The sequence below is a fragment of the Synechococcus sp. A18-25c genome (assembly GCF_014280035.1).
Taxonomy (GTDB): domain Bacteria; phylum Cyanobacteriota; class Cyanobacteriia; order PCC-6307; family Cyanobiaceae; genus Synechococcus_C.
On record NZ_CP047957.1, the window covers coordinates 1,244,417 to 1,267,476 of the forward strand.

General features: G+C 57.6%; 29 protein-coding genes. 12 read left to right on the forward strand and 17 right to left on the reverse strand.

Features of this window, described 5'->3' with window-relative positions; all coding sequences use genetic code 11:
• The first annotated feature begins 4 nt into the window (after positions 1–4).
• A complete protein-coding gene (locus SynA1825c_RS06935; RefSeq protein ID WP_370593793.1) occupies positions 5–535 on the forward strand; it encodes a CIA30 family protein in 531 nt (176 codons plus the stop codon).
• On the forward strand, positions 525–899 hold the full coding sequence (locus tag SynA1825c_RS06940; RefSeq protein ID WP_186470887.1) for a hypothetical protein: 375 nt from the start codon (positions 525–527) through the stop codon (positions 897–899). The genes SynA1825c_RS06935 and SynA1825c_RS06940 overlap by 11 nt, the downstream gene beginning before the upstream one ends.
• Before the next feature lie 129 nt (positions 900–1,028).
• On the opposite strand, the gene ilvD is transcribed toward SynA1825c_RS06940, so the two are convergent.
• Genes ilvD through SynA1825c_RS06955 form a run of 3 tightly spaced genes read right to left on the reverse strand, consistent with a single transcriptional unit; the run spans position 1,029 to position 3,694 of the window.
• Entirely contained in the window at positions 1,029–2,702 is a 1,674-nt protein-coding gene (gene ilvD, locus SynA1825c_RS06945) for a dihydroxy-acid dehydratase (protein WP_186470888.1), read from the reverse strand.
• Positions 2,703–2,755: 53 nt separating this feature from the next.
• Positions 2,756–3,052 carry a hypothetical protein gene (locus tag SynA1825c_RS06950; RefSeq protein WP_186470889.1) on the reverse strand — a complete coding sequence of 99 codons (297 nt, stop codon included), beginning with the start codon at positions 3,050–3,052 and terminating at the stop codon, positions 2,756–2,758.
• 24 nt (positions 3,053–3,076) lie between these two features.
• Positions 3,077–3,694, reverse strand: a complete 618-nt coding sequence (locus SynA1825c_RS06955) for a uracil phosphoribosyltransferase (protein WP_186470890.1) — start codon at positions 3,692–3,694, stop codon at positions 3,077–3,079.
• Positions 3,695–3,831: 137 nt separating this feature from the next.
• Between SynA1825c_RS06955 and SynA1825c_RS06960 the strand changes: the two genes are divergently transcribed.
• Both SynA1825c_RS06960 and cobW read left to right on the forward strand, forming a co-directional pair.
• The gene (locus tag SynA1825c_RS06960) at positions 3,832–4,311 is read left to right on the forward strand and encodes a pentapeptide repeat-containing protein (RefSeq protein ID WP_186471076.1); all 480 of its coding nucleotides are present in this window, start codon (positions 3,832–3,834) and stop codon (positions 4,309–4,311) included.
• Entirely contained in the window at positions 4,311–5,435 is a 1,125-nt protein-coding gene (gene cobW / locus SynA1825c_RS06965; protein WP_186470891.1) for a cobalamin biosynthesis protein CobW, read from the forward strand. The genes SynA1825c_RS06960 and cobW overlap by 1 nt, the downstream gene beginning before the upstream one ends.
• A gap of 121 nt (positions 5,436–5,556) precedes the next feature.
• On the opposite strand, the gene SynA1825c_RS06970 is transcribed toward cobW, so the two are convergent.
• Positions 5,557–6,171, reverse strand: a complete 615-nt coding sequence (locus SynA1825c_RS06970; protein WP_186470892.1) for a hypothetical protein — start codon at positions 6,169–6,171, stop codon at positions 5,557–5,559.
• An 81-nt stretch (positions 6,172–6,252) separates the two neighbouring features.
• Positions 6,253–6,789 (reverse strand): isoprenylcysteine carboxylmethyltransferase family protein, encoded by a 537-nt coding sequence (locus SynA1825c_RS06975; RefSeq protein ID WP_255476861.1) that lies wholly within the window; start codon positions 6,787–6,789, stop codon positions 6,253–6,255.
• A gap of 71 nt (positions 6,790–6,860) precedes the next feature.
• On the opposite strand from SynA1825c_RS06975, the gene SynA1825c_RS06980 reads away from it, so the two are divergent.
• The 3 genes from SynA1825c_RS06980 (at position 6,861) to SynA1825c_RS06990 (ending at position 8,383) form a co-directional block, all read left to right on the forward strand.
• Positions 6,861–7,568: an SDR family NAD(P)-dependent oxidoreductase gene (locus tag SynA1825c_RS06980; RefSeq protein ID WP_186470894.1), complete on the forward strand. Its 708-nt coding sequence runs from the start codon at positions 6,861–6,863 to the stop codon at positions 7,566–7,568.
• 92 nt (positions 7,569–7,660) lie between these two features.
• Complete coding sequence (locus SynA1825c_RS06985; protein WP_186470895.1) at positions 7,661–8,014, forward strand: hypothetical protein; 354 nt, start codon at positions 7,661–7,663, stop codon at positions 8,012–8,014.
• Positions 8,015–8,161: 147 nt separating this feature from the next.
• Complete coding sequence (locus SynA1825c_RS06990) at positions 8,162–8,383, forward strand: hypothetical protein (protein WP_186470896.1); 222 nt, start codon at positions 8,162–8,164, stop codon at positions 8,381–8,383.
• A gap of 46 nt (positions 8,384–8,429) precedes the next feature.
• On the opposite strand, the gene SynA1825c_RS06995 is transcribed toward SynA1825c_RS06990, so the two are convergent.
• The gene (locus SynA1825c_RS06995; RefSeq protein ID WP_255476862.1) at positions 8,430–8,780 is read right to left on the reverse strand and encodes a hypothetical protein; all 351 of its coding nucleotides are present in this window, start codon (positions 8,778–8,780) and stop codon (positions 8,430–8,432) included.
• 101 nt (positions 8,781–8,881) lie between these two features.
• Here SynA1825c_RS06995 and purS point away from each other — a divergent pair, with 101 nt between their 5' ends.
• Genes purS through SynA1825c_RS07015 form a run of 4 tightly spaced genes read left to right on the forward strand, consistent with a single transcriptional unit; the run spans position 8,882 to position 10,945 of the window.
• Positions 8,882–9,136, forward strand: a complete 255-nt coding sequence (purS, locus tag SynA1825c_RS07000) for a phosphoribosylformylglycinamidine synthase subunit PurS (RefSeq protein ID WP_186471078.1) — start codon at positions 8,882–8,884, stop codon at positions 9,134–9,136.
• Complete coding sequence (gene purQ / locus SynA1825c_RS07005; RefSeq protein ID WP_186470897.1) at positions 9,133–9,786, forward strand: phosphoribosylformylglycinamidine synthase subunit PurQ; 654 nt, start codon at positions 9,133–9,135, stop codon at positions 9,784–9,786. Before purS ends, purQ begins: the two co-directional genes overlap by 4 nt.
• 5 nt (positions 9,787–9,791) lie before the next feature.
• Positions 9,792–10,757, forward strand: coding sequence for an LD-carboxypeptidase (locus SynA1825c_RS07010; protein WP_186470898.1), 966 nt, complete (start codon positions 9,792–9,794; stop codon positions 10,755–10,757).
• Positions 10,757–10,945: a hypothetical protein gene (locus tag SynA1825c_RS07015; RefSeq protein ID WP_186470899.1), complete on the forward strand. Its 189-nt coding sequence runs from the start codon at positions 10,757–10,759 to the stop codon at positions 10,943–10,945. Before SynA1825c_RS07010 ends, SynA1825c_RS07015 begins: the two co-directional genes overlap by 1 nt.
• Positions 10,946–11,188: 243 nt before the next feature.
• On the opposite strand, the gene SynA1825c_RS13775 is transcribed toward SynA1825c_RS07015, so the two are convergent.
• Together SynA1825c_RS13775 and SynA1825c_RS07025 are read right to left on the reverse strand one after the other, a co-directional pair.
• Positions 11,189–11,515, reverse strand: coding sequence for a TMEM175 family protein (locus SynA1825c_RS13775; protein WP_370593802.1), 327 nt, complete (start codon positions 11,513–11,515; stop codon positions 11,189–11,191).
• 9 nt (positions 11,516–11,524) lie between these two features.
• The gene (locus SynA1825c_RS07025) at positions 11,525–13,651 is read right to left on the reverse strand and encodes a hypothetical protein (protein ID WP_186468668.1); all 2,127 of its coding nucleotides are present in this window, start codon (positions 13,649–13,651) and stop codon (positions 11,525–11,527) included.
• A gap of 234 nt (positions 13,652–13,885) precedes the next feature.
• On the opposite strand from SynA1825c_RS07025, the gene SynA1825c_RS07030 reads away from it, so the two are divergent.
• Positions 13,886–15,010 carry a CARDB domain-containing protein gene (locus tag SynA1825c_RS07030; protein WP_186468669.1) on the forward strand — a complete coding sequence of 375 codons (1,125 nt, stop codon included), beginning with the start codon at positions 13,886–13,888 and terminating at the stop codon, positions 15,008–15,010.
• An 84-nt stretch (positions 15,011–15,094) separates the two neighbouring features.
• Here the strand turns inward: SynA1825c_RS07030 and fba are convergent, their stop codons facing one another.
• From fba to SynA1825c_RS07075, 9 genes are all read right to left on the reverse strand, one after another.
• Positions 15,095–16,168 (reverse strand): class II fructose-bisphosphate aldolase, encoded by a 1,074-nt coding sequence (fba, locus tag SynA1825c_RS07035; RefSeq protein ID WP_186468670.1) that lies wholly within the window; start codon positions 16,166–16,168, stop codon positions 15,095–15,097.
• Between the two features lie 124 nt (positions 16,169–16,292).
• Positions 16,293–17,360: a class I fructose-bisphosphate aldolase gene (locus SynA1825c_RS07040; protein ID WP_186468671.1), complete on the reverse strand. Its 1,068-nt coding sequence runs from the start codon at positions 17,358–17,360 to the stop codon at positions 16,293–16,295.
• 153 nt (positions 17,361–17,513) lie between these two features.
• Positions 17,514–18,209: a histidine phosphatase family protein gene (locus SynA1825c_RS07045; RefSeq protein WP_186468672.1), complete on the reverse strand. Its 696-nt coding sequence runs from the start codon at positions 18,207–18,209 to the stop codon at positions 17,514–17,516.
• 64 nt (positions 18,210–18,273) lie between these two features.
• On the reverse strand, positions 18,274–19,365 hold the full coding sequence (locus SynA1825c_RS07050; protein ID WP_186468673.1) for a Gfo/Idh/MocA family protein: 1,092 nt from the start codon (positions 19,363–19,365) through the stop codon (positions 18,274–18,276).
• Positions 19,366–19,399: 34 nt separating this feature from the next.
• Entirely contained in the window at positions 19,400–19,762 is a 363-nt protein-coding gene (locus tag SynA1825c_RS07055; RefSeq protein WP_186471079.1) for a hypothetical protein, read from the reverse strand.
• A 29-nt stretch (positions 19,763–19,791) separates the two neighbouring features.
• Positions 19,792–20,673: an acetyl-CoA carboxylase, carboxyltransferase subunit beta gene (accD, locus tag SynA1825c_RS07060; RefSeq protein WP_186468674.1), complete on the reverse strand. Its 882-nt coding sequence runs from the start codon at positions 20,671–20,673 to the stop codon at positions 19,792–19,794.
• Positions 20,674–20,879: 206 nt separating this feature from the next.
• On the reverse strand, positions 20,880–21,704 hold the full coding sequence (locus SynA1825c_RS07065) for an A24 family peptidase (protein ID WP_186468675.1): 825 nt from the start codon (positions 21,702–21,704) through the stop codon (positions 20,880–20,882).
• A complete protein-coding gene (locus SynA1825c_RS07070) occupies positions 21,701–22,009 on the reverse strand; it encodes a hypothetical protein (protein WP_186468676.1) in 309 nt (102 codons plus the stop codon). Before SynA1825c_RS07070 ends, SynA1825c_RS07065 begins: the two co-directional genes overlap by 4 nt.
• 73 nt (positions 22,010–22,082) lie before the next feature.
• Positions 22,083–22,985 carry a phosphoribulokinase gene (locus SynA1825c_RS07075; protein WP_186468677.1) on the reverse strand — a complete coding sequence of 301 codons (903 nt, stop codon included), beginning with the start codon at positions 22,983–22,985 and terminating at the stop codon, positions 22,083–22,085.
• Positions 22,986–23,060: the final 75 nt, after the last annotated feature.

The window sequence follows — 23,060 nt, forward strand, 5'->3', positions numbered from 1 at the left end:
AACGGTGGTTGCTGGCCAAGGGTTCCGTGAGTGGGCCAGTCTCAACGACACCATCATGGGTGGGGCCAGCAGCGCTGGTTGCCGTGTCACGGACCAGGGGCTGAGGCTCGAAGGTGAGGTGGTGAGTGAAGGCGGTGGTTTCGTCAGTTGCCGATCACCGGTGTTTCGTCCGCCCTTGGATCTCAGCGGTTTCAACGGTCTGCGCTTGACGCTGGATGGCGAGGGCCGCAGTTTCAAGGTGGCCGTGGCCTGCCGTGATGGTGTGCTCGGCCTCACTGAGCTGATTCCCGGTGGTTTGCGCTGGGTGACCACGGTCGCGACGCAGCCATCGGCAACCACTGTGGTCGACATTCCTTTTGAACAGCTCAGGCCTGTGGTGAGAGCCAGTCCGGTCAGCCTGCCCGTGCGTTTCGATCCGTCCTGCATTACTCGCTTGCAGCTGCTGCACTCCCGTTTTGGTGATGATGGACAGGCCAATCCTGGCTACCGATCTGGGCCGATTCAGATGTTGCTGCGTTCGATTGATGCCTTCTGAGCTCGGACCCTGCGCCGCACTCGAGACGCTCATCGCCGCGGCCGCGGACGTCTGTAGCAAGCCTTATCAGCATGCTGTGCTGTCAGCTGAAGACGCCACTCCCGAGGACTACCAAGGTCGGATCGAGTGCCGCAATGGGGAGGGTGAGCGCCTGCGTGAGCTGGACCTGGAGTTGGAGATGTACCGGAGTGGTGTAGAGCTCAATCTCACCTTGGCTTGGGCTGACCAACCCGACAGGCCAATGCTGTGGCACGGCCAGCATCCGGTGTGGATGGATGGTGAAAGCGGCAAACGTTGCTCTTCACCTGCCGATGGTGCACCGCTGGAGGCCTTGGCCCGTCGACTCAGGGCCTTGCTGGCTTGAGGCCAGCGATCTGATCAATAAAAAACCACCGCTAGCACTGGTGCCTGCGGTGGCCGGGTGATGGGGATCCACATCATCCCAATCTGAGATCGGGAAGTCAACGCTAGATGTGGTGTGCTCGAGTCATTCTCAGTCGCAGTGGTCCGTGGTGGCACCACGGCTGGCACAGGCGACGAGCCGCGCGTATTTGCCAAGAATGCCCGTGCGGTAGCGGGGTTCCGGTTTCGTCCAGGCGGCACGACGTCGTTCGAGTTCAGCCTCGTCCACATTTAGCTGCAGCAGCAGTTGATTGGCATCGACGGTGATGCTGTCGCCTTCCTGCACCAGGCCAATGGTGCCTCCGACGGCAGCTTCCGGAGCCACATGACCGACCACTAGGCCGTAGGAGCCTCCGCTGAAACGGCCGTCAGTGATCAACGCCACCTTTTCACCGAGCCCCTGACCGACGATGGCAGAGGTGGGCGAGAGCATTTCGCGCATCCCCGGACCACCGACGGGTCCTTCATTGCGAACCACCACCACATCACCGGGCTTGATCTGGCGATCGAGAATCGCGGCCAGGCAGGTTTCCTCGCTTTCGAATACTCGAGCGGGGCCCGTCAGGACGGGTGTCTTCACACCACTGATCTTGGCCACGCTGCCCTCGATGGCCAGGTTGCCTTTGAGGACGGCCAGGTGACCCTTCTGATAGATGGGGTTTGAAATTGGGCGAATCACATCCTGGCCTGCGGGTGGTGTGGAGGGAACATCCGCCAGGACTTCTTTGAGGGTCTTGCCTTCGATCGTTCGGCAATCGCCGTGTAGCAAACCAGCATCCAGCAGTTGCTTCATCACCTGAGGAATCCCACCGGCTCGGTGCAGATCCACCGTGACGTATTGGCCGCTGGGCTTCAGGTCACAGAACACAGGCACGCGCTGGCGGATGCGTTCGAAGTCATCAATGCTCAGCTCAACACCAGCCGTGCGCGCGATGGCCAGGAGGTGCAGCACGGAGTTGGTGGATCCACCCACTGCCATGATCACGCTGATTGCATTTTCAAAGGCCTCTCGCGTCATCAGATCGAGGGGACGGATGTTGGCCTTCACCGCGTCAAGCAACACCTCGGCCGAGCGTGCAGCACTGTCGGCTTTTTCCTGGTCCTCCGCAGCCATGGTGGAGCTGTAGGGCAGGCTCAGGCCCATGGTTTCGATGGCCGCGCTCATGGTGTTGGCAGTGAACATTCCGCCGCAGCTGCCGGCTCCCGGGCAGGCGTTTTTCTCCACTGCAGTGAGCTGCTCTTCATCGATGTTGCCGTTGGTGAGCTGACCCACGGCCTCGAAGGCGCTCACCACGGTCAGATCACAGCCCCCCAGTTTTCCTGGTTTGATCGTGCCGCCATACACAAAGATGGACGGGATGTTCATGCGGGCCATCGCCAACATGGCGCCAGGCATGTTCTTGTCGCAGCCACCTACGGCCAGTACGCCATCCATGCTCTGGCCGTTGCAGGCGGTTTCGATGGCATCAGCGATCACTTCGCGGCTGACTAGGGAGTACTTCATCCCTTCCGTCCCCATCGAGATGCCATCACTGACGGTGATGGTCCCGAACATCTGAGGCATGCCTCCAGCGGCACGGGCGGCTTCAACAGCACGCTTGGACAGGTCGTCGAGTCCAACGTTGCAGGGTGTGATCGTGCTGTAGCCGTTGGCGATGCCCAGGATCGGCTTACCGAAGTCTTCGTCACCAAAACCGACAGCACGCAGCATGGCGCGGTTCGGGGAGCGTTGGATCCCCAGGGTGACGGCGTCGGATCGAAGCATGTTGAATTCCGCCCTTTGGTGAACCATTTCCAACAACCTACCGGCCGTCCTGATCAGTCCCTGGAGCCAAGATCTTCCAGTTGGCGTCGCACATCAGCGATGGCTGCATTCAATTGTTCGACGCGGGCCTCGAGGTGTCCTTCAGCTCCCACCGTCGGTTGATCACCAGCACTGATGGCTTCACTGCCGTCCTGCATCCGCGGGGCGTAAAGCATGGAGCGCTGGTTCCGAAGCCGTCTGCGTCGATCTGCTTCGGATAGCAGCCACCAACCCAATCCTGCGGCCCCCAGGACCGCACCGCTCACCAGCGTTGCCAGGGTTCCTGAGGCCGAGTCCTGCTGCCGCACCATGGGCTTTTGTTGAGTCTTCCCAGACTAGGTCGCCTGAGACGTTCTGATTCCCAGTCGTTGCAGGGGATCACCGATCCCTGGAAGGATGCGTTGCTGCTCATCCAGTTCAGCATCGATGCAGGCCGTGTGAATGGTGATTTCGGGGTAGGTCTCGCCGATGCGTTTCAGACCCGGGCTCGCAGTGAGCGTGGTGATCACGCGAAGGCGTGGTGCTTCAACACCGAGTCGCTCCAGCGATCTCAACAGGTCGATCAGGTCGTCTCCCTGGCTGATCTGATCGAGCAATAGCACCACACCTGCCTGGGTTTCGATCGCCTCAGGAAGCCCTCCAAGGCAGAGCTCAGCGTTGGGAAGCACCTGCCGCGCGCCTTCCCAAAGATGCAGTGCTCCAGGAAGAATCGGCACCGCGAGTAGAGGAACCCCCGCTTCGATCACTGTGCCCTCTGTGCTGGCCAGAGGCGTCTGAACGGTGTCGCGGCGGTGCGGTAACCAGTCACGCAAGGCCTCATAGGTGAGCCAGCGGCCGAGCTCTTCCATCGCGGTGCGACATAACGGCGCTGGAGTGCCCTGATGCCTCAGCACCGTCAGCCAGTGAGCAATAAGGGGGTGGGGCGGTACCACCACCCTGAGAGTCTTGGCCATGGCACGTGGCTGGGCAGTTGTCTGCCATAACGTGACCGTTCAAGCTACGGCAATTGCTTCCAGCAACCGCCGATCGTTTCCATTCCACTGCCGTGCCAGCTACTCCTCGTTTATCGTTCCGCCGCGTGGTGGTGTCCATGGCCATCGCACTGTCTCTGATGGTGGGTTTCTTGAGCAATGGCACTGCGGCTGAGGCGATCACAGCTCCTGAGCTGAGAGGCCAGCGCGCCGTGCAGGACATCAGCCAAGACATGCATGGTCGCGACCTGAAGGAAAAGGAGTTCCTCAAAGCTGATTTGCGCGAGGTGGATCTCAGTGCTGCTGATCTGCGTGGAGCGGTGATCAACACCTCACAACTTCAGGAGGCTGATCTGCGTGAGGCCGATCTGCAAGACGTGGTTGCCTTCTCCAGCCGTTTCGATGGCGCAGATCTGCGCGGCGCCAATTTCACCAACGCCATGCTGATGCAAAGTCGCTTCAACGATGCTGAGATCGAAGGAACCGACTTCACCAATGCGGTGATCGATCTTCCGCAGCTGAAGGCGCTGTGTGCACGGGCGAGTGGGGTGAACAGCAAGAGTGGCGTCAGCACCCGTGAATCGCTGGGCTGCCGCTGATGGCCAGCCGACTGCCTGTCACCGTAATCACCGGATTTCTGGGTGCCGGGAAAACAACCCTTCTGCGCCATCTGCTCACCACCAGTGGTCAGCGACTGGCCGTGATGGTGAACGAGTTTGGCACGGTCGGGCTGGACGGCGATCTGATCCGCAGCTGTGGTTTCTGCCCCGAGGAGGAGGTGGACGCACGTCTGGTAGAGCTGAACAACGGCTGCCTCTGCTGCACCGTTCAAGACGACTTTCTGCCCACGATGGAGACGCTGCTGCAGCGTTCCGACCAGCTCGATGGCATCGTCGTCGAAACCAGTGGGCTTGCGCTTCCAAGACCTTTGCTGCAGGCCCTGGAATGGCCAGAGATTCGCAAACGCGTCCACGTCAATGGCGTGGTCACGGTGGTGGATGGTGAGGCGTTGAGTGCTGGAAGTCCGGTCGGTGACCCTGATGCTCTGGAGCGTCAGCGCCAGGACGACCCCAACCTGGATCACCTCACCGCCATCGACGAGTTGTTTGAGAACCAGCTCGCGTCAGCCGATTTGGTGCTGATCAGCCGTGGCGACCGCCTTGAGCCAAATCAGCTCAAGGCGGTGCAGCAGGACCTCGCGACGAGGTTGAGAGCCGGGGCTGAAACATTGGCCATCAGTCGCGGAGTTGTGGATCCCGCCCTCGTGCTCGGAATCGACGCCAAGAGCGAGGCGAAGGCCGAGGCTCATGATCATGAGCATGACCACGAGCATCACGGCCACAGCCACAGCCACGATCCCCGTGATGGTGATGGGCATGATCACCACGACCATTCGCATGTGGAGGCCCTCAGCGGTCAGGTTCGCTGTGAAGGCTCCGTGTCCCGTCAGCAGCTGGAACAGTTGCTTCCTGACTTTGTCCGCCGGCATGGGGTGATTCGGCTCAAGGGCCGCGTCTGGCTGGAGGGCAAGTCGTTGCCGCTCCAGATTCAGATGGTCGGTCCGCGTCTGGACAGCTGGTTCGAAGCAGCGCCGGATCAGGCATGGCAGCCTGCTGGAGGCAGAGGCCTCGAACTGGTTGTGATCGGTCTTCAGGCCGATGCGGCAGATCGCTTGCAAGACAGCCTTCAACCCCTGATGTCATGCGCTCCAGCATCCACCTGATCGCGCTGCTGGCGACGGGCCATCGGGGCACTTGATCCCCCGCTGAAGGGTTGTCTGACCCTGTTGTGGAGCGTTTGTCGCAATCCATCGGCTGGGCGAGGGCAGCCCTCCACTCCTGACGTCAGTCGATCACGTTCAGGTGGGTTGTGCCGTTGCTTTCGATCAGGCGGGCTAGCTCCAACATGTCTGCCTTGCGCACGAGGCCGATGCAGCCGAGCGTGCCGCTTTGGTTGTTGTGGATGCCGGCACTGGGATCTTGATGGATCCCTAAAACCCGGCGCCCGGTGATGAAGTTGGGCTCAATACTGATCCATACCGGACCGAGCTCTGGATAGGCACCCTCTGCGAGGGGCTCCACCACACCGACGCTGTAGGTCCCGGAGGGCAGAGGGGCTCGGCTGCCCATGCGGTCACGGTCCGCGTTCTGACGGTTGGCCCGTCCACTGACGGCTTCGAAGCGCCGGTGCGGCTCGCCTGGGATCTCCAGCAAAAGCTCCCAGATGGGGTCACCCGTGCTGGCAATCCGGCGATCCGTGCGCATGAGCAGAAGCTTGGACGCGGGTCCAGGCTCAGCTTCGATCGGTTCTGGCTCCAGCAAGGCCATCAAGGGTTGACGTTGCTTGGGTTCGGCTTCCGCTCTGGCTGGGGTCAGCACAGTTGCTGAGAGAACAAGCATCGCCATGCCCAGACCATTGATCACGTTCGTGAACGGTTGGCGCTGAGCGGTGAAAAGCATCCTGCTGGCGGAAAAACGAGCCAGTCTTAGAAGCAATGATTATCCCTTCAAGGATGGATAAACGGTTGTCGAGCTGGTCGATCAGTCGCGCCAATCCAGTCCAGGGCAGTGAGCAACGATGGCAGGCGTCTCCGTCCGGTAGGTCGCATAGGAAGGAAGGATGCACAGCAGAGCCTTCTCTTCGCGTCGTGCCTTCCCCACCAGCAGCACACACAGCAGCAGTAGGAGCAGCAGGTGCAAAACACTCCCCAGCGCGATTACCACCCCCAAAGAACACACCAGCACGGCGCGATACAGGGGGTGCCGGCATCGCCGGTAAACCCCTTCGGTGACCAGTGCTGCTCCCGGTTTTGGATCTGGCAGTGGCGAAAGGCTGGCTCCCAGAGTCAGAAATCCCTGCATTGCCAGTGCCAGACCCAGCAACAACACCATCACGCCCATCAGCCGAAGCGGAGTCGGCCATGGCCCACCGAAGTCGTCCGGTGCGGGCCAGGCTGGTGCCAAATGGGCTGCGATCAAGATCAGCTGCGCCAGCAACCACCACTCGCCTTGGCGGTTGTGAAGCCATCCATCCCAGCTCATCCCCCAGCCCGTGAAGGCTTGTTTCCAGTCAGACACGGCAACGTCAGCTCTTGCGCTTCGAGATCCCATCAGTGGGACCATGCTGCGATCCTGACGCAGACACCAGCATGCGAACCGCAGTGATCACTGGTGCGAATCGGGGGATCGGTGCCGCCGTGGCCCGCGCTCTGTTGGATGAAGGTCATCGCCTTTGCCTGGCCGTCCGAGATCCAGCGACGCTGGTGGGCAGCGACCTCGACCCTCAACGGCATAGCGCGCGATTGATCGCCTGCCGCTACGACGCCCGAGATCCTGACGATGCCGAGCGGGTCATCGCAACCACCCAGGCCCATTTCAACGGTCTCGACACGGTGATCCATTGCGCTGGAATTCTGCGGCGGACCCCTCTGGTGTTCCGTGATGATCAGCGTGGGGAGCCCGACGAACTTTGGCGCGTCAATGTGATGGGGCCCTGGTTGTTGACCCGTGCCGCGTGGCCTGCGTTGGTGACGTCATCGCAGGGACGGATCCAGGTGTTGGTGTCGATGAGCGGTAAGCGCTGCAAAGGGACGTTGGCGGGTTACACCGCCAGCAAATTTGCGTTGATGGGGCTCTGTCAGGCCATGCGCAATGAGGGTTGGGAGCAGGGAATCCGCATCACGGCCATCTGTCCAGGCTGGGTCAACACCGACATGGCGTCGGCGGTTCAATCCATGGCACCTGAAGCCATGACCCAGCCGGAGGATCTTGGTCGCTTGTCAGCGCATCTGCTCACGCTTCCTGATTCCGCTGTGCCGTTTGAGTTGGCGGTGAATGCCTCGCTGGAGCACGGCTGATGTGACGGGGGATCACCGAAGACAAACCGTCGCTATGGCCGCGATGGATCCCAGAGGCGCTAGTCCTTTCATCAAGGCTCTCAACGAAGGTCATGCTGGCTTTGCTCGCTTCGGCGTTGGTGTCGCTCGGTGAACAAGACGCCTGGACCAACTGCCTTTACAACAACAAAAGCATTGCTTGCCGGCGTCAGTTTCTCTGCACAGAAGCGCCCTGTGGCGTGTTCAAGCTGGAATGGATCGATGGCCTGAGTGATGTGTTCACATTGCAAAGACCAGGGGTGGCCAAAAATGTTGGCTTCTACTCCGACTCTCGTGGTGGCGAGTGGATGCTGCGGGGGTATGCCGGCTCCTTTGCTCTAAAGAATCTTCAAAATCACAACACCATCATTTTTGCGATGACCCTGAGCCAATGCCGGACTTCAGGATTAAGTGACTTGTGTGAGTGACTGAAAAAACCACGTGAAGTTCACAACGTTGTTGCTGGCGAACAAGTTCGTGAGCGTTGTGATGGGGGACGTTTAAGACCCGATGGGTGCGATGAGCGTCCTACGGGACAGGGTGTTGCTAACCAGTAGAGGTACGCACCGCATGTGATGTTCGTTTTCACCCGGTTGATGGCTGTTGCTGCGCTTCTCGGCCTAAGCGCATTCAGCGTCCAGGCAGGTCAGGTCACCGTTGAAGCTGTGGATCGCAATCTCGCGATCACGAGGGCCACGTCGCGCGTGCCTCAGGGAAAAACAGTCACAGACACCTCTTGCAAGGTCATCGATGTGGCCAACACTGACCACTACCGCTGCACCGTGTCGTGGGAGTGACTCGGACCTGCCTGATGGCTGGAACGCACGTTGATGAGAAGTCGAACTAGTCGAGGGGGATGTCGCCTCGAGCGCAGACGTCGTTCCAGCACAGCGTGCGTTCCGCGACCCATCGGGCCTGCACGGCAGACCATCCGGCCTGATCTCCCACCTGCATGTGCATCAGTCCCGTGCCGTCATGACGGAAGTGCACGGTGTGATTCTGAAACGCCAGCCGCCAGTGGGCACCTGGTTGCTCGCTCTCGTAGCGACACGGTTGCCAGGCCTGCTGTTGCTGGCGGCACTCCATCGGCAATGAGAGTTGCGACTGCGCGGAAGCACGGCAGGTCAGTCCCAGGCTCACCAGCACCAGCGTCGGCATCACACGAGCCAGGGTTGCAACCAGGGGTGCATGCACGGGCAGGACTCAAGGTGAACAGCTCTGCTTTCAACGTGCAAGCGGCAGCAGGAGAGCGGTCACCTGGCCTGGCAAGATTTAACAATCCCTGCTCGGTGCTCGTGCCGCGTTATCAAGCCCGTGTTCTGGTGCATCTGCGCCCATCGGTTCTCGATCCAGCTGGTGAAGCCGCACGGGCTGCCTCCGCCCGCTTGGGCGTTGATGGTGTCGAACGTTTGCGCATCGGTAAGGCTGTGGAACTGGAGCTGGAGGCTCCCGATGAAGCGGAGGCGCGCCGTCGCCTTGAACTGCTCAGCGACCGCTTGCTGGCCAACCCCGTGATCGAAAACTGGACGCTGGAGCTGACCCAGTCATGAGCATTGGGGTTGTTGTTTTTCCAGGGTCAAACTGTGATCGCGATGTGCGCTGGGCCACGGAAGGGTGCCTGGGCCTCTCGACGCGCTATCTCTGGCATGAAGAGCGTGATCTCAGCGGCTTGGATGCTGTGGTTCTCCCTGGGGGCTTCAGCTACGGCGACTATCTGCGTTGCGGTGCCATTGCACGGTTCGCGCCGGTGTTGGAGTCACTGCTTGATTTCGCCGCGTCCGGCGGTCGGGTGCTCGGCATCTGCAACGGCTTTCAAGTGCTGACGGAACTGGGTCTGTTGCCAGGAGCTCTCACCCGCAACCGCGACCTCCACTTCATCTGTGAAGACGCTCCCTTGGCCGTGGTTAGCGACCGGACTCCATGGCTGGCATCCAGCCATCGTGGCGCTCAGTTCAGCCTGCCGATCGCCCACGGAGAGGGTCGCTATCAGTGCAGTGAAGACACTCTGAAACAACTGCAGGATGACGATGCCATTGCGCTTCGCTACTGCAGCAATCCCAATGGTTCGGTTTCAGACATTGCTGGGATCACCAATCCTGCCGGCACGGTTCTCGGTCTGATGCCTCACCCGGAGCGAGCTTGTGATGCGCAGACCGGCAGCACCGCAGGTCGCGCCATCTTGGAAGCCTTGCTCTCCTGAAGCTGATGCGGCGACGGTCCTTGCTGGAGCTGGCTGTTGCGGCTGGCTCCGGGTTGGTGGCCTCGACGTGGCATGTCGGGGCTCATGGGCGACCCACTCCTGCCGCTGCCAGTGGTCCCCAACCGCTGCGTCGCGGTTCACGTCTGCGAGCTCTGAATCCAGGTACCTGGATCGAACCAGACGTTGATTTCAATGTTCTTGTGCAGCGTTGTGAGCAGGAGGGTTGGGTGCTGGAGTTGCCCGATGCGGTGAGGGGCCAGTGGCAATGGTTTTCAGCGACGGATGCTCAGCGTCGTGATTCGATTGCATCGGCGTGGAGAGATCCAAGTTTGGATGGTGTGATTTATGTGGGTGGTGGCTGGGGGGCCGCTCGGGTGCTTGAGGCGGGCCTGAAATTTCCGGACCGTCCCCTATGGGCCCTTGGTTTTTCAGACAGCAGTGCGCTGCTTCTTGCGCAATGGCAAGCGGGACTCCAAGGGGCGGTGCATGGGGCGTACTGGGGACCGGATGATCAATGGCAACGCACAGTGGAACTGCTCAAGGGGCGCTCTGTTGAGCCGCTTCAGGGACGTGGTGTCTGCGGAGGACTAGCGCATGGTCCTCTGGTTGTGACCAACCTCACAGTGGCAACACACCTGATTGGTACGCCTTGGTTCCCGTCGTTAGCAGGAGCCATCGTGATTTTGGAAGATGTCGGTGAAGCTCCCTACCGGATCGACCGCATGCTCACTCAGTGGCGCGCTGCGGGACTGTTGGAGGGTGTGGCTGGTGTGGGCTGCGGTCGCTTCAGCTGGAAAGAGGATGACATTCTCCCTGGAGATTTTTCGATGGCGGAGATTCTTGAGGAACGTCTTTCTGATCTGGATGTTCCCCTTGTGGTGGATCTTCCCCTTGGTCACGGCCTGCCTAATTTCTCGCTTCCCCTGGGTAGGCCGTCATGGCTGAATGCTCAGACTGGGCAATTATCGTGATGATCAAGCAGAGCGATGACGGTTGCCTTGTTACTCAGAATGCTGAGTGGAATGATCGCAAAGCTGAGATATGGAATCGCCGGCGGAATCAGCTCGGCGGCGCAATCCATCAGGAAAAAAACAACAACAAAACTCAGTCTTCGGTAGTTGTTCGGTTTTTTCAATCACTGCTGATCGTCGATGATTGACTGTTCGAGCAGTTCAGGATGTGACCAGGCATGATGAGTGATCATCCAGCCAATCGCGGAGATTGCTGCGATGGTCCACCAATACAGCAATCCTGCTCCTGGGCTCGAAGCAGATGGTTGATTTGTGACTGATCCGTAAAGCGCTGTGGGCCAAGGAAGAAACAATCAATGCCATCCAGATTGTGTTCAGCCAGAAAATTGGCCCATCAAAGGTCCTCATTACATTGAAGATCTGATTGTGTTTCAGCCAAAAAAAGACACGATCAAGGAGCTGCAGCAAAAAACAAGAACTCGCGAGGCATTGTTCCCTAATAATTGCCAGATCGACTCTCCTTCAATCGCTTTGATGTTAACCAGCGGTAACAGCTGCAGTGTAATGGCAATTGCGCTCACAGCATCGGTGAAATTGATCAGTCGATTGAACGATCGCTTTTCGATTTCTGAGTTAATGTGCTGTTCTTGGTTGCTTATCAGACTCGATGGGCGATCTTGTGATCGGTCATAGGAAAGCCAGGGGAACGTCCCCTGGCATGCAAGATATTCTGCTGGACAGCAGTTGTTATTATTGATGCGGTGGCTTCAAATCAATCCGGGCGGTTGTTCGGTCAGAGCATCGATCAGGGATTGATCAGCAAAGTGATTGAAATAGTCAGTCCAGCCAGCACCATCGGCACCGCTGCTGGCTTGGGTTAAGTGAAGAGTTTTCAGATCGTCTCCTTGATTAGTGCCGGGTGTGAACACATAAAGTAAGGAGTTGTTATTCACGCTAACCGCAAGAGAGAGATTGGGATGAATCACTAACTCGTCTTCACCAAATGTGAAGTCGAACAGAGTGGTGCGTCCCAACGTGTCGTGCTCATCAATTACGAGTTTGTCACGGCCAAGTCCCAATTGGATGCTCCCACTGCCGCGACCCGGTGCTACAACATCAGCCCCAGCCCCTGCAATCGCATTCAAACTACCCGGCGTTACGTTCCCATGGTCATCGACAGTGGTGCCAACAATGACATCCGCATAACTGGATCCAGTGACGCGATCCACACCCCCGCTCAGTGAGATATAGCTTCTGAAGCTGTCAGGGAGCACACCATCTGAATTGACCAATCCTCCGAGATCTTTAATGCGTGTTCCGTCTTTCAGCTTTGTCTTGGGATTGATATTGAAACTGCTTTGATCCAGGTATGTTGCAGTAAGTGTATCGCTACTATTTGTGTCTCGATCGAACACTACAGCCTGGGAAGCTGGCGATGAGTTTGCATCGAAATAAAAGATGGTTTCATAGCCGTACTTCGTGTCACCATTGGTTCCCTCAGTGACTGCTTTGTACGTCTCTGCATTCAGAGAAAACCACCCATCTTCTGAGAGCGTATTATATAATTTTTTCTGAGCATCCTGTGCTTTCTTATCTTTATTCTGAGGTGCACTGATTTCGCCCGTTGTTAATGAATCCAATTTCAGGTTGTTCACCCACTCTTCGTTGCCTGAGAAGGTATCGAACCATGTGTCTCCAAAGGTGCTTTTCCAGCTGACGGGGGCCGTTGTTTGATCACCCCAGTCTTGTGAATTCAATTGCTCAAAACTGCCGATCACAAATGGATTGGCCGCATTGGCATATGGCAGTGAATTTTGTGTATTGAGTGAAAATGCTTGATAATTAAATTGATAGTGGAATCTCAGCGTAGCTGCAAGAATGTCTTCAATTTTGCCGAATCCACGATAGTTAGCTTTTGGATTATTTTTCTGGGTTTCTAGTAGGTCTTGAATTAGTTCGCTGAAGGTGTAGGGCTCATTGGTGGTTTTGTTGATGCCAATGCAGTTGCGAATGTCTTGGTCATTCTTTGGTGTTGTTTGGAAGAAATCTGTGGGTGGCCTGTTTACCTGGCCGTTGTTGAAAATCAGATCTCCATACGCTTTAGACAGGCATACCCACCATTCATAGAGTTTTTCGCCACCTTCAACAAAGGTGTCGTCTGGGTCGCCTGGGTTGATTAATTGTGCAAAACTGTTCGCTTTTTCATTGTCAACAAAAAAGTCAGGGCTAGCGATCCCACCGTCTCCTGTTACTGGGTTGCCTGCCACGGCGTTGGCAGTCTCATAGGTCAATGCAAGCTTTGGTTGGACGCCCAGGTATTCCAGATACATCGATAGCGTGTTTCCTCGGCGCCAGGAATCCGAAAAGACGTCATCTTGAATGGATGACCATGTTGCATCAAGTTGTTGTTGATAGCTTGCGACTTCACTCGGAAGAAGGCCTCCGTAGCGAATCAGGTCTCGTGAGAAGAATTGTTCAAATCCTTGAATTGTAGGAAGTTGTATATTTGCTGCATAAGATAATTCGATGCCCTCGTTTGTTGTCGGGCTCCTTTTTGTAGTGCTTTTTCGATCATAGACGAAAAAGCTGGTTCCAAAATCTTCTGGGTTCGCGCCAGCGGGGAATCCGATATTCCTGAAGAGTGCTGCGAACGATTTGTCGGATATTTGAACCTCCCCTTTTGAGATGGTCTTGACATCGTCTTGATAACGCTGATTTAAGACCAGTAATTGATGTAAATTATGACTGCCTCCGACCCATCCAAGCGGAAGGGACTCAAAGTAGAGGTAAGGGGGTGTTGGAAAGTTGATGAAGAGGTTGTCTGAGACTTCATCAACCTGAAAAGTTCTCAGTGCCTCTAGATAGCCTTCAACTGTGTTAATGGGTGAGGGCATTGCTCGGGTCGCTGTAGCTTGTTGTCGTCGCAACATGGCTAGAGAGTTGTTAGGGCTTCTGTTTTGTAAGGGTGAATACAGATTCTTCTGTGTTGATTGAGGCGCCGAATAGTGCTGATTCCTGGTTCTGTTGTCTGTTGGGAAGCAACCGCCTGGATCCCCATAGAAGTCTCCGATTGCATCCTTCGAGGTTGTTGCTCACGATGAAAGCTGATGACGTGAAGGTGTCGTTCCATGCCGGATCTGACCATCGCCAACACCGTGACTGATCTGATCCAGGGTGATGTGCAAGAGCATTTCGCCTTCTCCCGCATTCCTCTACAGGGGGATGTTCTGGGTCTGGGAACCACCAGCAGCCTGGATAACGGTGAGTTGACCTTCCTGCCGTCACCCGATGGTCAACGCACCACCATCTGGAAATGCGAAGCCTTCAACGGTGGTCTTCGTGCTGTTCGCGATGGGGACGGCAGTTCCAATTTTCCCTACGTCTGTTTCACTCGGGATGCCAGCTCACTGCAGCGTCCGGTGGACCTCAGCGCACTGACCTGCAGCAAGGATGCACCGCTCCAGGCGCTGGTCGCTGATGCGATTCGTGTTGGGCGTCAGTCCGGTGCGCTTGAAGAGGCTGCCATTTATGGCGTTCGCGCTCTCACAACCTGGGACGAACTGGTCATCACCGTGGCGTCCAAGCTCTGCATGGGTCAGCAGCGGCGCAACCGTCAATGGGCCAGCAGCGAGTCGGGCGATGGACTGGCATCCACCAGCATCTACGACTTGCTGCAGCACTATCGGCTGGCCCCAGAGGATCCTGGAAATCCTGGCGATCCCGTGCGTTTTCTCGGCCGCTCACTGCAGTGGGACTGTTGTGGATTCTTTGACTGCGAACCTGAGTTGGGCCGCGTGACGGTGCCACAGGCTGGAGCGTTTCTGCACATCCATGGTTGCAGCACAGATTTGCGCAACGGTGGGCATCTTCACCATGAACATCCCTCCAGTCATTTGCGCCGACTGGAGCGACTTGTGCTCTATCCCTTGACCTCAATCAGGTTGCTGAGCAGTGATCTCTGTGTGCGTGGTGTTGAGGTGGATGGCCAAACACTGCGGTTCAGCGTCTGCAACGAAGGCGAACTTGATGTCAGTGATATTGGGGTTGTGGTGGTGGTTGATGATCGCTACAGCGATCATCGCTTTCTGCGCGTACCATGGTTAGACGCTGGAGGTGAAGAGCGGTTCACAATGCCGCTTGGCCTTGAGGCCGGTTCGCATGATCTTGTGGTGATCGTGGATCATTCGCAGCAGGTGATTGAGCCTGAATCGACGCGAGCGAACAATCGTGTGCACCGTCGCATCACGGTTTGACCAATGCGTGGTGTGACCACAAACCACGCATCAAAAAGGGGCCCCTTAGGGCCCCCATATGAATCACTTGTTGGGTCCTGGTAATCAGGCAGCAACAGCAGCCTTGGGATCCAGTGCACCCTTGGCGTAGAGGCCGGCGTAGTAAGTGATGCTCTGCTGTTGAATCTTGCTGGCATTACCAGCGGCCCAGAACTGCTGATAGCGGTCGAGGCAGACCTGCTTCATGTATTTCCGCGCCGGCTTGTTGAAGTGGCGAGGGTCGAAGTTGGCAGGATCAGCCATGGCTGCTTCGCGCACAGCGGCGGTAAAGGCCAGACGGTTGTCGGTGTCGATGTTCACCTTGCGCACTCCGTTGCGGATGCCTTCCTGAATCTCTTCGACGGGAACGCCGTAGGTTTCGGGGATGGCACCACCGTGCTTGTTGATCATCTCCAGCCATTCCTGGGGAACGGAGGAGGAGCCATGCATCACCAGGTGGGTGTTGGGGATGGCCTTGTGAATTTCAGCGATACGGCTGATGGCCAGCACTTCACCGGTGGGCTTGCGAGTGAACTTGTAAGCGCCGTGGCTGGTGCCGATGGCGATGGCCAGGGCGTCGCACTTGGTCTTGGCGACGAAATCAGCAGCCTCAGCGGGGTCAGTCAGCAGCATGTCCTTGGACAGCTCACCTTCGAAACCGTGGCCGTCCTCAGCCTCGCCCTTGCCGGTCTCCAGGGAACCCAGGCAACCCAGCTCACCTTCAACGCTCACACCCACGGAGTGAGCGAAGTCCACAACCTGCTTGGTGACGTTGACGTTGTACTCGTAGCTGGCGGGCGTCTTGGCGTCAGCTTCGAGGGAGCCATCCATCATCACGGAGGTGAAGCCGTTGATAGCAGCGGAATAGCAAGTGTCAGGAGCGTTGCCGTGGTCCTGGTGCATCACCACGGGGATGTGGGGATAGGTCTCGGTTGCGGCCAGGATCAGGTGACGCAGGAAGATTTCACCGGCGTAGCTGCGAGCACCGCGGGACGCCTGCAGGATCACGGGGCTGTCGGTCTCATCAGCCGCTTCCATGATCGCCTGCACCTGCTCGAGGTTGTTCACGTTGAACGCAGGAATGCCGTAGCCGTTTTCGGCGGCGTGATCAAGCAGAAGCCGAAGCGGAACGAGCGCCATAGAAAAAGTCCAAAAGAGGGCCCTAGCGGACTCAAGGTCCGTAGAGCTGGGACTTTACCTGTGAGTTGCTCAATATGTCACGTTAAACAATGCCTTAAAGCACGAGGCAGCTTTTGAAAGCTGGTTAATAGGTGTAGCCGCTTACAAAAAGCTGCTCGTCGGACGATGGTTGAGAGCCAGGGACGTATCGGCCCAGTGATGCCTCAGAGTTCGCTTGAGCGCGAGCAAGCAGCGCCTTTTGACCCGCTTCAATATTGGTACCTCCCCACCCCTTCAAGCACGAGTGCTGAAGGGCACGGCCATAGGAGAAGCCAAGATTCCACTTGGCTTTGCGCTCGATGGTGTTCATTTGGTTCAGATACACCGAAGCTGCTTCTTCGCTGAGTCCGCCAGAGAGGAAGACGATGCCTGGAACACTGGCGGGAACACTGCGTTCCAGTGTGCGTACCGTCATGGCAGCGACCTGGGCCGGATCGCTCTGTGTACTGCAGTCGGCTCCTGGAACCGTCATCGATGGCTTCAGCAGTGTTCCCTCCAGCAGAACCCCGTTGGCCTGACAGGCGTTGTACACCTCTTGAATCACATGTTCCTGAATGCGTGCAGTGGTCTCGATGCTGTGGTTTCCGTCCATCAGGATCTCGGGCTCCACGATCGGAACCAGTCCTGATTCCTGAACTGATCGGGCGTAACGGGCTAGACCCCAGGCGTTTTCTCTTACCGCCAGGGCTGTCGGCCCTCCGTCAGAGGTGATCTGGAGTACCGCACGCCATTTGGCAAAACGCGCCCCCTGTGCGTAGTAGTCGGCAGCGCGCTCAATGAGCCCATCAAGTCCAGTGCAGAGTGTCTCTACAGCTCCAGCACCAGCGAGGGGTCTTAGTCCTTTATCAACTTTGATACCGGGAATGATGCCGAGCCTGCAAAGTTTGCTGACCATCGAGTCGCCATCGAGATGGTTCTGGAAGAGTGTTTCCTCAAACAAAATGGCGCCACTGATGAACTCTCCTAGGCCAGGTGTGGTGAACAGCATCCCCCGATAGGCCTGTCGATTGGCTTCAGTGTTCTCAACACCAATAGAACCGAGTCGCTTGCCGATTGTTTTCGTGGATTCATCAACAGCAAGTATTCCTTTGCCAGGAGATGCGAGAGAATTGGCCGTGGAAATCAGCTCAGAGGCGTAATCGGACAGTGCCATTCAATTGACGCGTTACGACAGAATTCTCCTTGCTTCTTTGGGTTCATTGGTTGGGCTGTTTACGGATCAATGTGCGATTTGTAGCGATGTAGATGCAACATTTTTTCGTTGGCTTGGCTCTTTGTCGGCTTCCCAAGAGACCTGTAGGCCACTTCAGAGTTCATTCCATTCCTTGGGGAGCATGTTTGACACCAGTGTGAACGAACCTTTCCCATCGGGTTTTAAGACGTAAGCGATGCCTTGAGGTTCTGGGTAGATGCCTGTGGCAGCTTCAAAAAGATCATCGTGACCGACGATCACAGTGTTGAAGTCATCCGCTGGCAAGTCGCTGAGCAGCGGCATCACTCTTGTTTTCATTAACATCATTTGTTGATCGGTGTAGTTCTCAAAAGGAAGAAAATTCAATCGATCATCTTTTTTGTCAACGCGTCCAAAGGCCAAGTTGGCCGTTTTCCAGGCTCGGCAGTACTGGCTTGTAATGACAGTTCCAACTGGAATCTCTTTCTTGGCAAACGCTAGGCCAATGGTTTGTGCCTCTTCAATCCCCTCAATGCTGAGCTTGCGTTGTGTTGAGCAGTCGTTCAAGTCAAGGCTGGGATCTGCCTGGTCGGCATAATCCCTTTGAGTAGTGGCGTGGCGGAAGTAAATCACATAACCACCTCGTTTCAACTCGTTGAGTAGTTGATTGCTCGACAGTCGATCAAGGAATTCAGCATTTCGGCGCTCACCCTCAGACATCGCCACGCTGACTGACTCACCCGATGGGAACTGGGTCTCATCCTCCGTTGCAGTCGAAGAGCAGGCCGTCGCAACAAACAGTGCAGTCAGTGAGGCGACAATCTTTCTCATGACACGAATCCAGTCAGGATCGATTCAAGAGCTTTGTTTTGCTCCTCGCTGCTTGAATGGCACTTCAGCGCGTGGCTGTTGATACCTTCAGGGCTTGATCACAGGCCTGCTGGCTGCTCAGGCCTTCGGCCAGGCCCGGAACCATCGGCGTGCCGCCAGCGATGCTTTCCGCCCACCAGCCCTGCAGTCGGGAGACAGGAGCGATGCGTCCGTCGCTCCATGTCGTGGCAAAACGGAGATCTTCATCAGCCTGGATGCTGCGTGTCGATTCGCCGTCGCGATGCAGGGTGAGCGAGAAACCGTGGACGTAATCCTTCTGGTTGTCACTGCCGAGCACGAGAGTTCCCTCGGATCCATAGATCTCGAGCCAGCAACCACGACCATTGCGTGCCACGGATGCCAAGGCAATCTGGGCCGCCACCGTTCCGCCCTGATGGGTGGCCAGTTCGGCATTGATCAGTGCAATGTCATCGGCATCGACGGGTCGCAAGTGGCCTTGGGCATCCGGTCGCTCAGCGATGGCTGTGCGCGTGATGGTCTGTAGCTGTTGAACCGGTCCGACCAACCAAGCCAGGGTGTCGAAGGCATGGGTGCCCAGGGCTCCGATCACGCCACCACCCTGATCAGCCTGGGAGTACCAGCTCCAGGCGCGATTGGGATTGGCTCGGCTGCTCATCAGCCAATCCATCTTTACCAACCACGGTGTTCCCACCGCTCCGTTCTGAAGCAGGCGTGCCGCCTGTTGGAAAAGAGGGACCGCGCGATATTCGAAATCGACGGCAACGCTGAATCGGCGCTGGATTGCTTCCCGTTGAAGCTCCGCCACCTGTTGAGCATTCAGCGCCACAGGCTTCTCCAGCAGCAGGTGCTTTCCCGCTTGCAGGGCTTGCAGAGCCAGCGGATGACGTGGCTGCGGTGGTGTGGCGATGATCACCGCGTCAACGGCTGGATCCGCCAGTAGCGCATCCCAGTCGGTGTGACCCTTGAGTCCTGAACTGGCACAGGCTGCATCCAGGCGTTCCTGGCGTGGATGCCACAGGGCCACGGCTTCAAGAGCGGGATTGGCGGCCAGTGCGGGCAGGTGAACGGCTTCGCCGAAGCCAAGCCCGGCGATCGCCACCCCGATGGGAGCGCTGGATGACGGGCTGAGAGGCATGGTGAACGTGGGTGCTGTGTCGTGGACGTGCGGGTCAGGCCAGGCCGGAGCTGCAGACCGCCTGGATCACTTCGCTAATCAGATCATCATTGGCGGGTGCTTCCCACTCAGCGCGAAACCGGGGCAGACCATTTTTTTGGATGTCGCGATAGAGCGTTTGATCGCAGTCGATCTCCATCACCACGAGGGTGCCAAGAGCAGGTGAGTCGTCCTCGGTGCGGAGGCTGTAGCGACTCAGAACGCTGAGAGTGTCATCGCGGGTGCGTCGCACGCTTCCCGCATCCCACCATTGCTGTCCGTCGCTGGTGGAGGGAACTTCTCGCCAATCCACTGGGCCTGCCAGAGCCGGCGACGCCTGAATGGTGAGCAGCAGGGGAATCAGCGCCCAGAGCAACAGGCGACGGAGTGGATGGAGCACGGGATCGATCACGGCTGAGCGGTCACGGCAGGTCGACAACCGTGGAGCTTGAGCAACGAGGTCAGGGTGGTTTTCAGCTGTGTTCGCGGAACAATCGTGTCGACGAATCCATGCTCCTGGAGATACTCAGCTGTCTGAAAATTGTCAGGGAGCTTCTCCCGCAGCGTTTGCTCGATCACCCGGCGGCCTGCGAAACCAATCAAGGCCTTCGGTTCGGCCAAGATGAGATCGCCGAGCATGGCGAAACTGGCGGTCACGCCACCAGTGGTGGGATGAGTCAGCAGAGGCATGTAAAGAACGCCGGCTTCACGATGACGTTCAAGAGCTCCTGAAATCTTCGCCATCTGCATCAGGCTGAGCATGCCTTCCTGCATGCGGGCTCCACCGGAGGCACACACGATCATCAGCGGGAGACGTTTGGCAGTGGCGGCCTCGATCAAGCGTGTGATCTTCTCGCCCACGACCGACCCCATGGATCCGCCCATGAAGCGGAAATCCATTACCGCCAGAGCCATGGGAATGTCATTGACCCGGCACAAGCCAGTGATCACACCATCGCGCAACCCCGTTCCGGCTTGTGTTTCTCTGAGACGGTCGGCGTAGGCACGGCGGTCCTTGAAGCCCAGTGGGTCAGTGGGTGAGAGTCCTTCATCCAGGGGTTCGAAACTGCCTTCATCGGCAATCACCGCAATGCGTTCCGCACTGAAAATGCGGTGGTGGTGGCCGCAGTTGCTGCACACGCTGGCATTTGCCAACAGATCCTTGCGGTACACCACCTGACCGCATTCAGGACATTTGCTCCACAGCCCGTCGCCGTCTTCCGGTTCTTGGTTGACCTTGACCACGGACTGACCTTTGCGGCGGTCAGCGAACCAGTCGAACAGACTCAAGGCCTTTCACTCCTCACGCGTGGACTGCGAACTCAGTGATCGCAGGAGGTCTTGGCCAGCGTCCACCTGTTCATGGTCGGAAGATCGATCCAGCCCAGTGGAAGGCAAGAACCTCACTTCATCTTACGGGTCTTGCGACAAGTGGTATCCAACAGCACAAAACCAAGGCTTAGTTCAGATGATTGGCAATCAGAACTGGCACGTCGTCAGACCTGAAGAAAGTTGAGCCAGTGTTGCCACCACCATTGAGGACCCGTCAGCCAGACCAACCAGATGCCTAAGGCGATGAACGGACCAAAAGGAAAAGGCTGTTTCGGCTTCAAGCGACCGCTGATTCGCCCGATGCTGCCAAACAGCGCGCCCGTCATCACGGCAATGCCCATGGCCATGCCAAGCCCTGCAAGGCCAAGCCAAGCCCCAGCCATTGCGGCAAGCTTGGCGTCACCAAGCCCCAGGGCCGGTTGGCCAACCAGGCGCTCAGCCAGGGCACTCAGGGATTCAAGAATGACCAAGCCTGCCGCTGCTGCGATCAGGTGATGGAGCAGAGTGGATGTGGGCAGTGCAGTGGACGCCACCATCAACGCCGTGGCCAGCCAGCCGAGAATCACGCCAGTGCGGCAAAGCGGCTCCGGCAGCCAGAGGTGATCGATATCGATGAGCACCAGAGGCAACAGCAGGCTCGCCAGCACCACGCCGGTGCCCAGGCTCAAGATCGCTGAGAGTCCCCCTGCACTGGGTGCATCCAGACCAATGGCCCAGCCGGCGCTCAGCCAGACGCCCGCAGTGAGTGCCTCGACTAGCGGGTAACGGACGGCAATGGGCTGATGGCAATCGCGGCAGCGTCCTCGCAGAATCATCCATCCCAGAACCGGCAGATTGTCGTGCCAGCGAACGTGATGGCCGCAGTGGGGGCAGTGACTGCCGGGCCACACCACCGATTCCTCTCGGGGCAAACGCCAGACGACCACATTGATGAAGCTCCCCACACAGGCACCGCCCAGAAGCAGGGTCAGCACAAGCGTTGCGTTCACATGCCAGCTCCCCGCAGCCGGTCCTTCAGTTGTCGGGGGCGCCTCAGGCGACGTCCGATCAGATCGGCACTGATGAACTGTTCATCGGGAAGCAGGGTTGGTGCCTCAAACACCGCGCGGCCATCGCTGAGATGAATGTTCACCACGACGCCGCAGGGGTCGATGGAGTGGCCCGATTCACTGAGATGTTGAAAATAAATTTTTCGGGCCAGTGCAATCAGTTTGCGGCTATCCACCCGATCCCAGCGTGGGGTAAGGCTGGCGTTGCCGCCGGCTCCCGCAATCACGAAGGAGGGTGGTGACAAAGAAATAGGCCCACCTGAATGATCAGATGAGCCCACGATAGATCCGTTTTCCGTTTGTGATCAGGCCTGTTGATCAAGCCAACTTGTTTTTCTCTTCGATCATGCGGTGAATAATCGGAGTGAGGATCAGTTCCATGGCGAAGCCCATCTTTCCGCCATTCACAACGATGCTGGTGGGGCTGGACATGAAGGAGTCGTGAATCATGCTCAGCAGATAGTTGAAATCAATGCCCCACTTTTCGCGTGCTCCCTTGCGGAAGTGGATGATCACGAAGCTCTCGTCAGGAGATGGGATGTTCCTGCAGATGAAGGGATTGGAGGTGTCCACCGTGGGCACCCGCTGGAAGTTGATGTCGGTCTGACTGAACTGCGGGCAGATGTGGTTGATGTAATCCGGCATGCGACGCAGGATCGTGTCCACGATCGCTTCCGCTGAGTAGCCACGTTCAGCGTTGTCGCGATGGATCTTCTGAATCCATTCGAGGTTGGTGATGGGCACCACACCCACCAGCAAGTCGGCGAGGGCCGCCACGTCGTAGCCATCGCCCTTCACACCACCATGCAGCCCTTCGTAGAACAGCACATCGGTGCCGCTGGGGATCTCTTCCCAAGGGGTGAATTGGCCGGGCTCGAGATTCACACCCAAACGTGCGTTGTGCTCAGCAGCCTCTTCAACGCTGTGCAGGTAATAACGTTTCTGCCCACCACCAGTCTCGCCATAGATGCGGAACAGCTCCTCGAGCTTGTCGAAGAGGTTCGCCTCGGGGCCGAAATGGGAGAAGTTTTCACCTTTGGCAAGAGCGTCAGCCATGGCTTCTTTCATGGCCATCCGCTCGAAGCGGTGGTAGCTGTCGCCTTCGACCACCGCGGGCGTGATGTTCTCGCGAGCGAAGATGTGCTCGAAAGCCCGTTTCACGGTGCTGGTACCGGCGCCGGAAGAACCAGTAACGGCGACAACTGGATGGCGTTTCGACATCGACGCAGAGAGACGGAACCAGGCGAGTTTGCCAGGTCGCCGGCCCGCTTCACATGGCGTGGGGCCGGCGTCTGT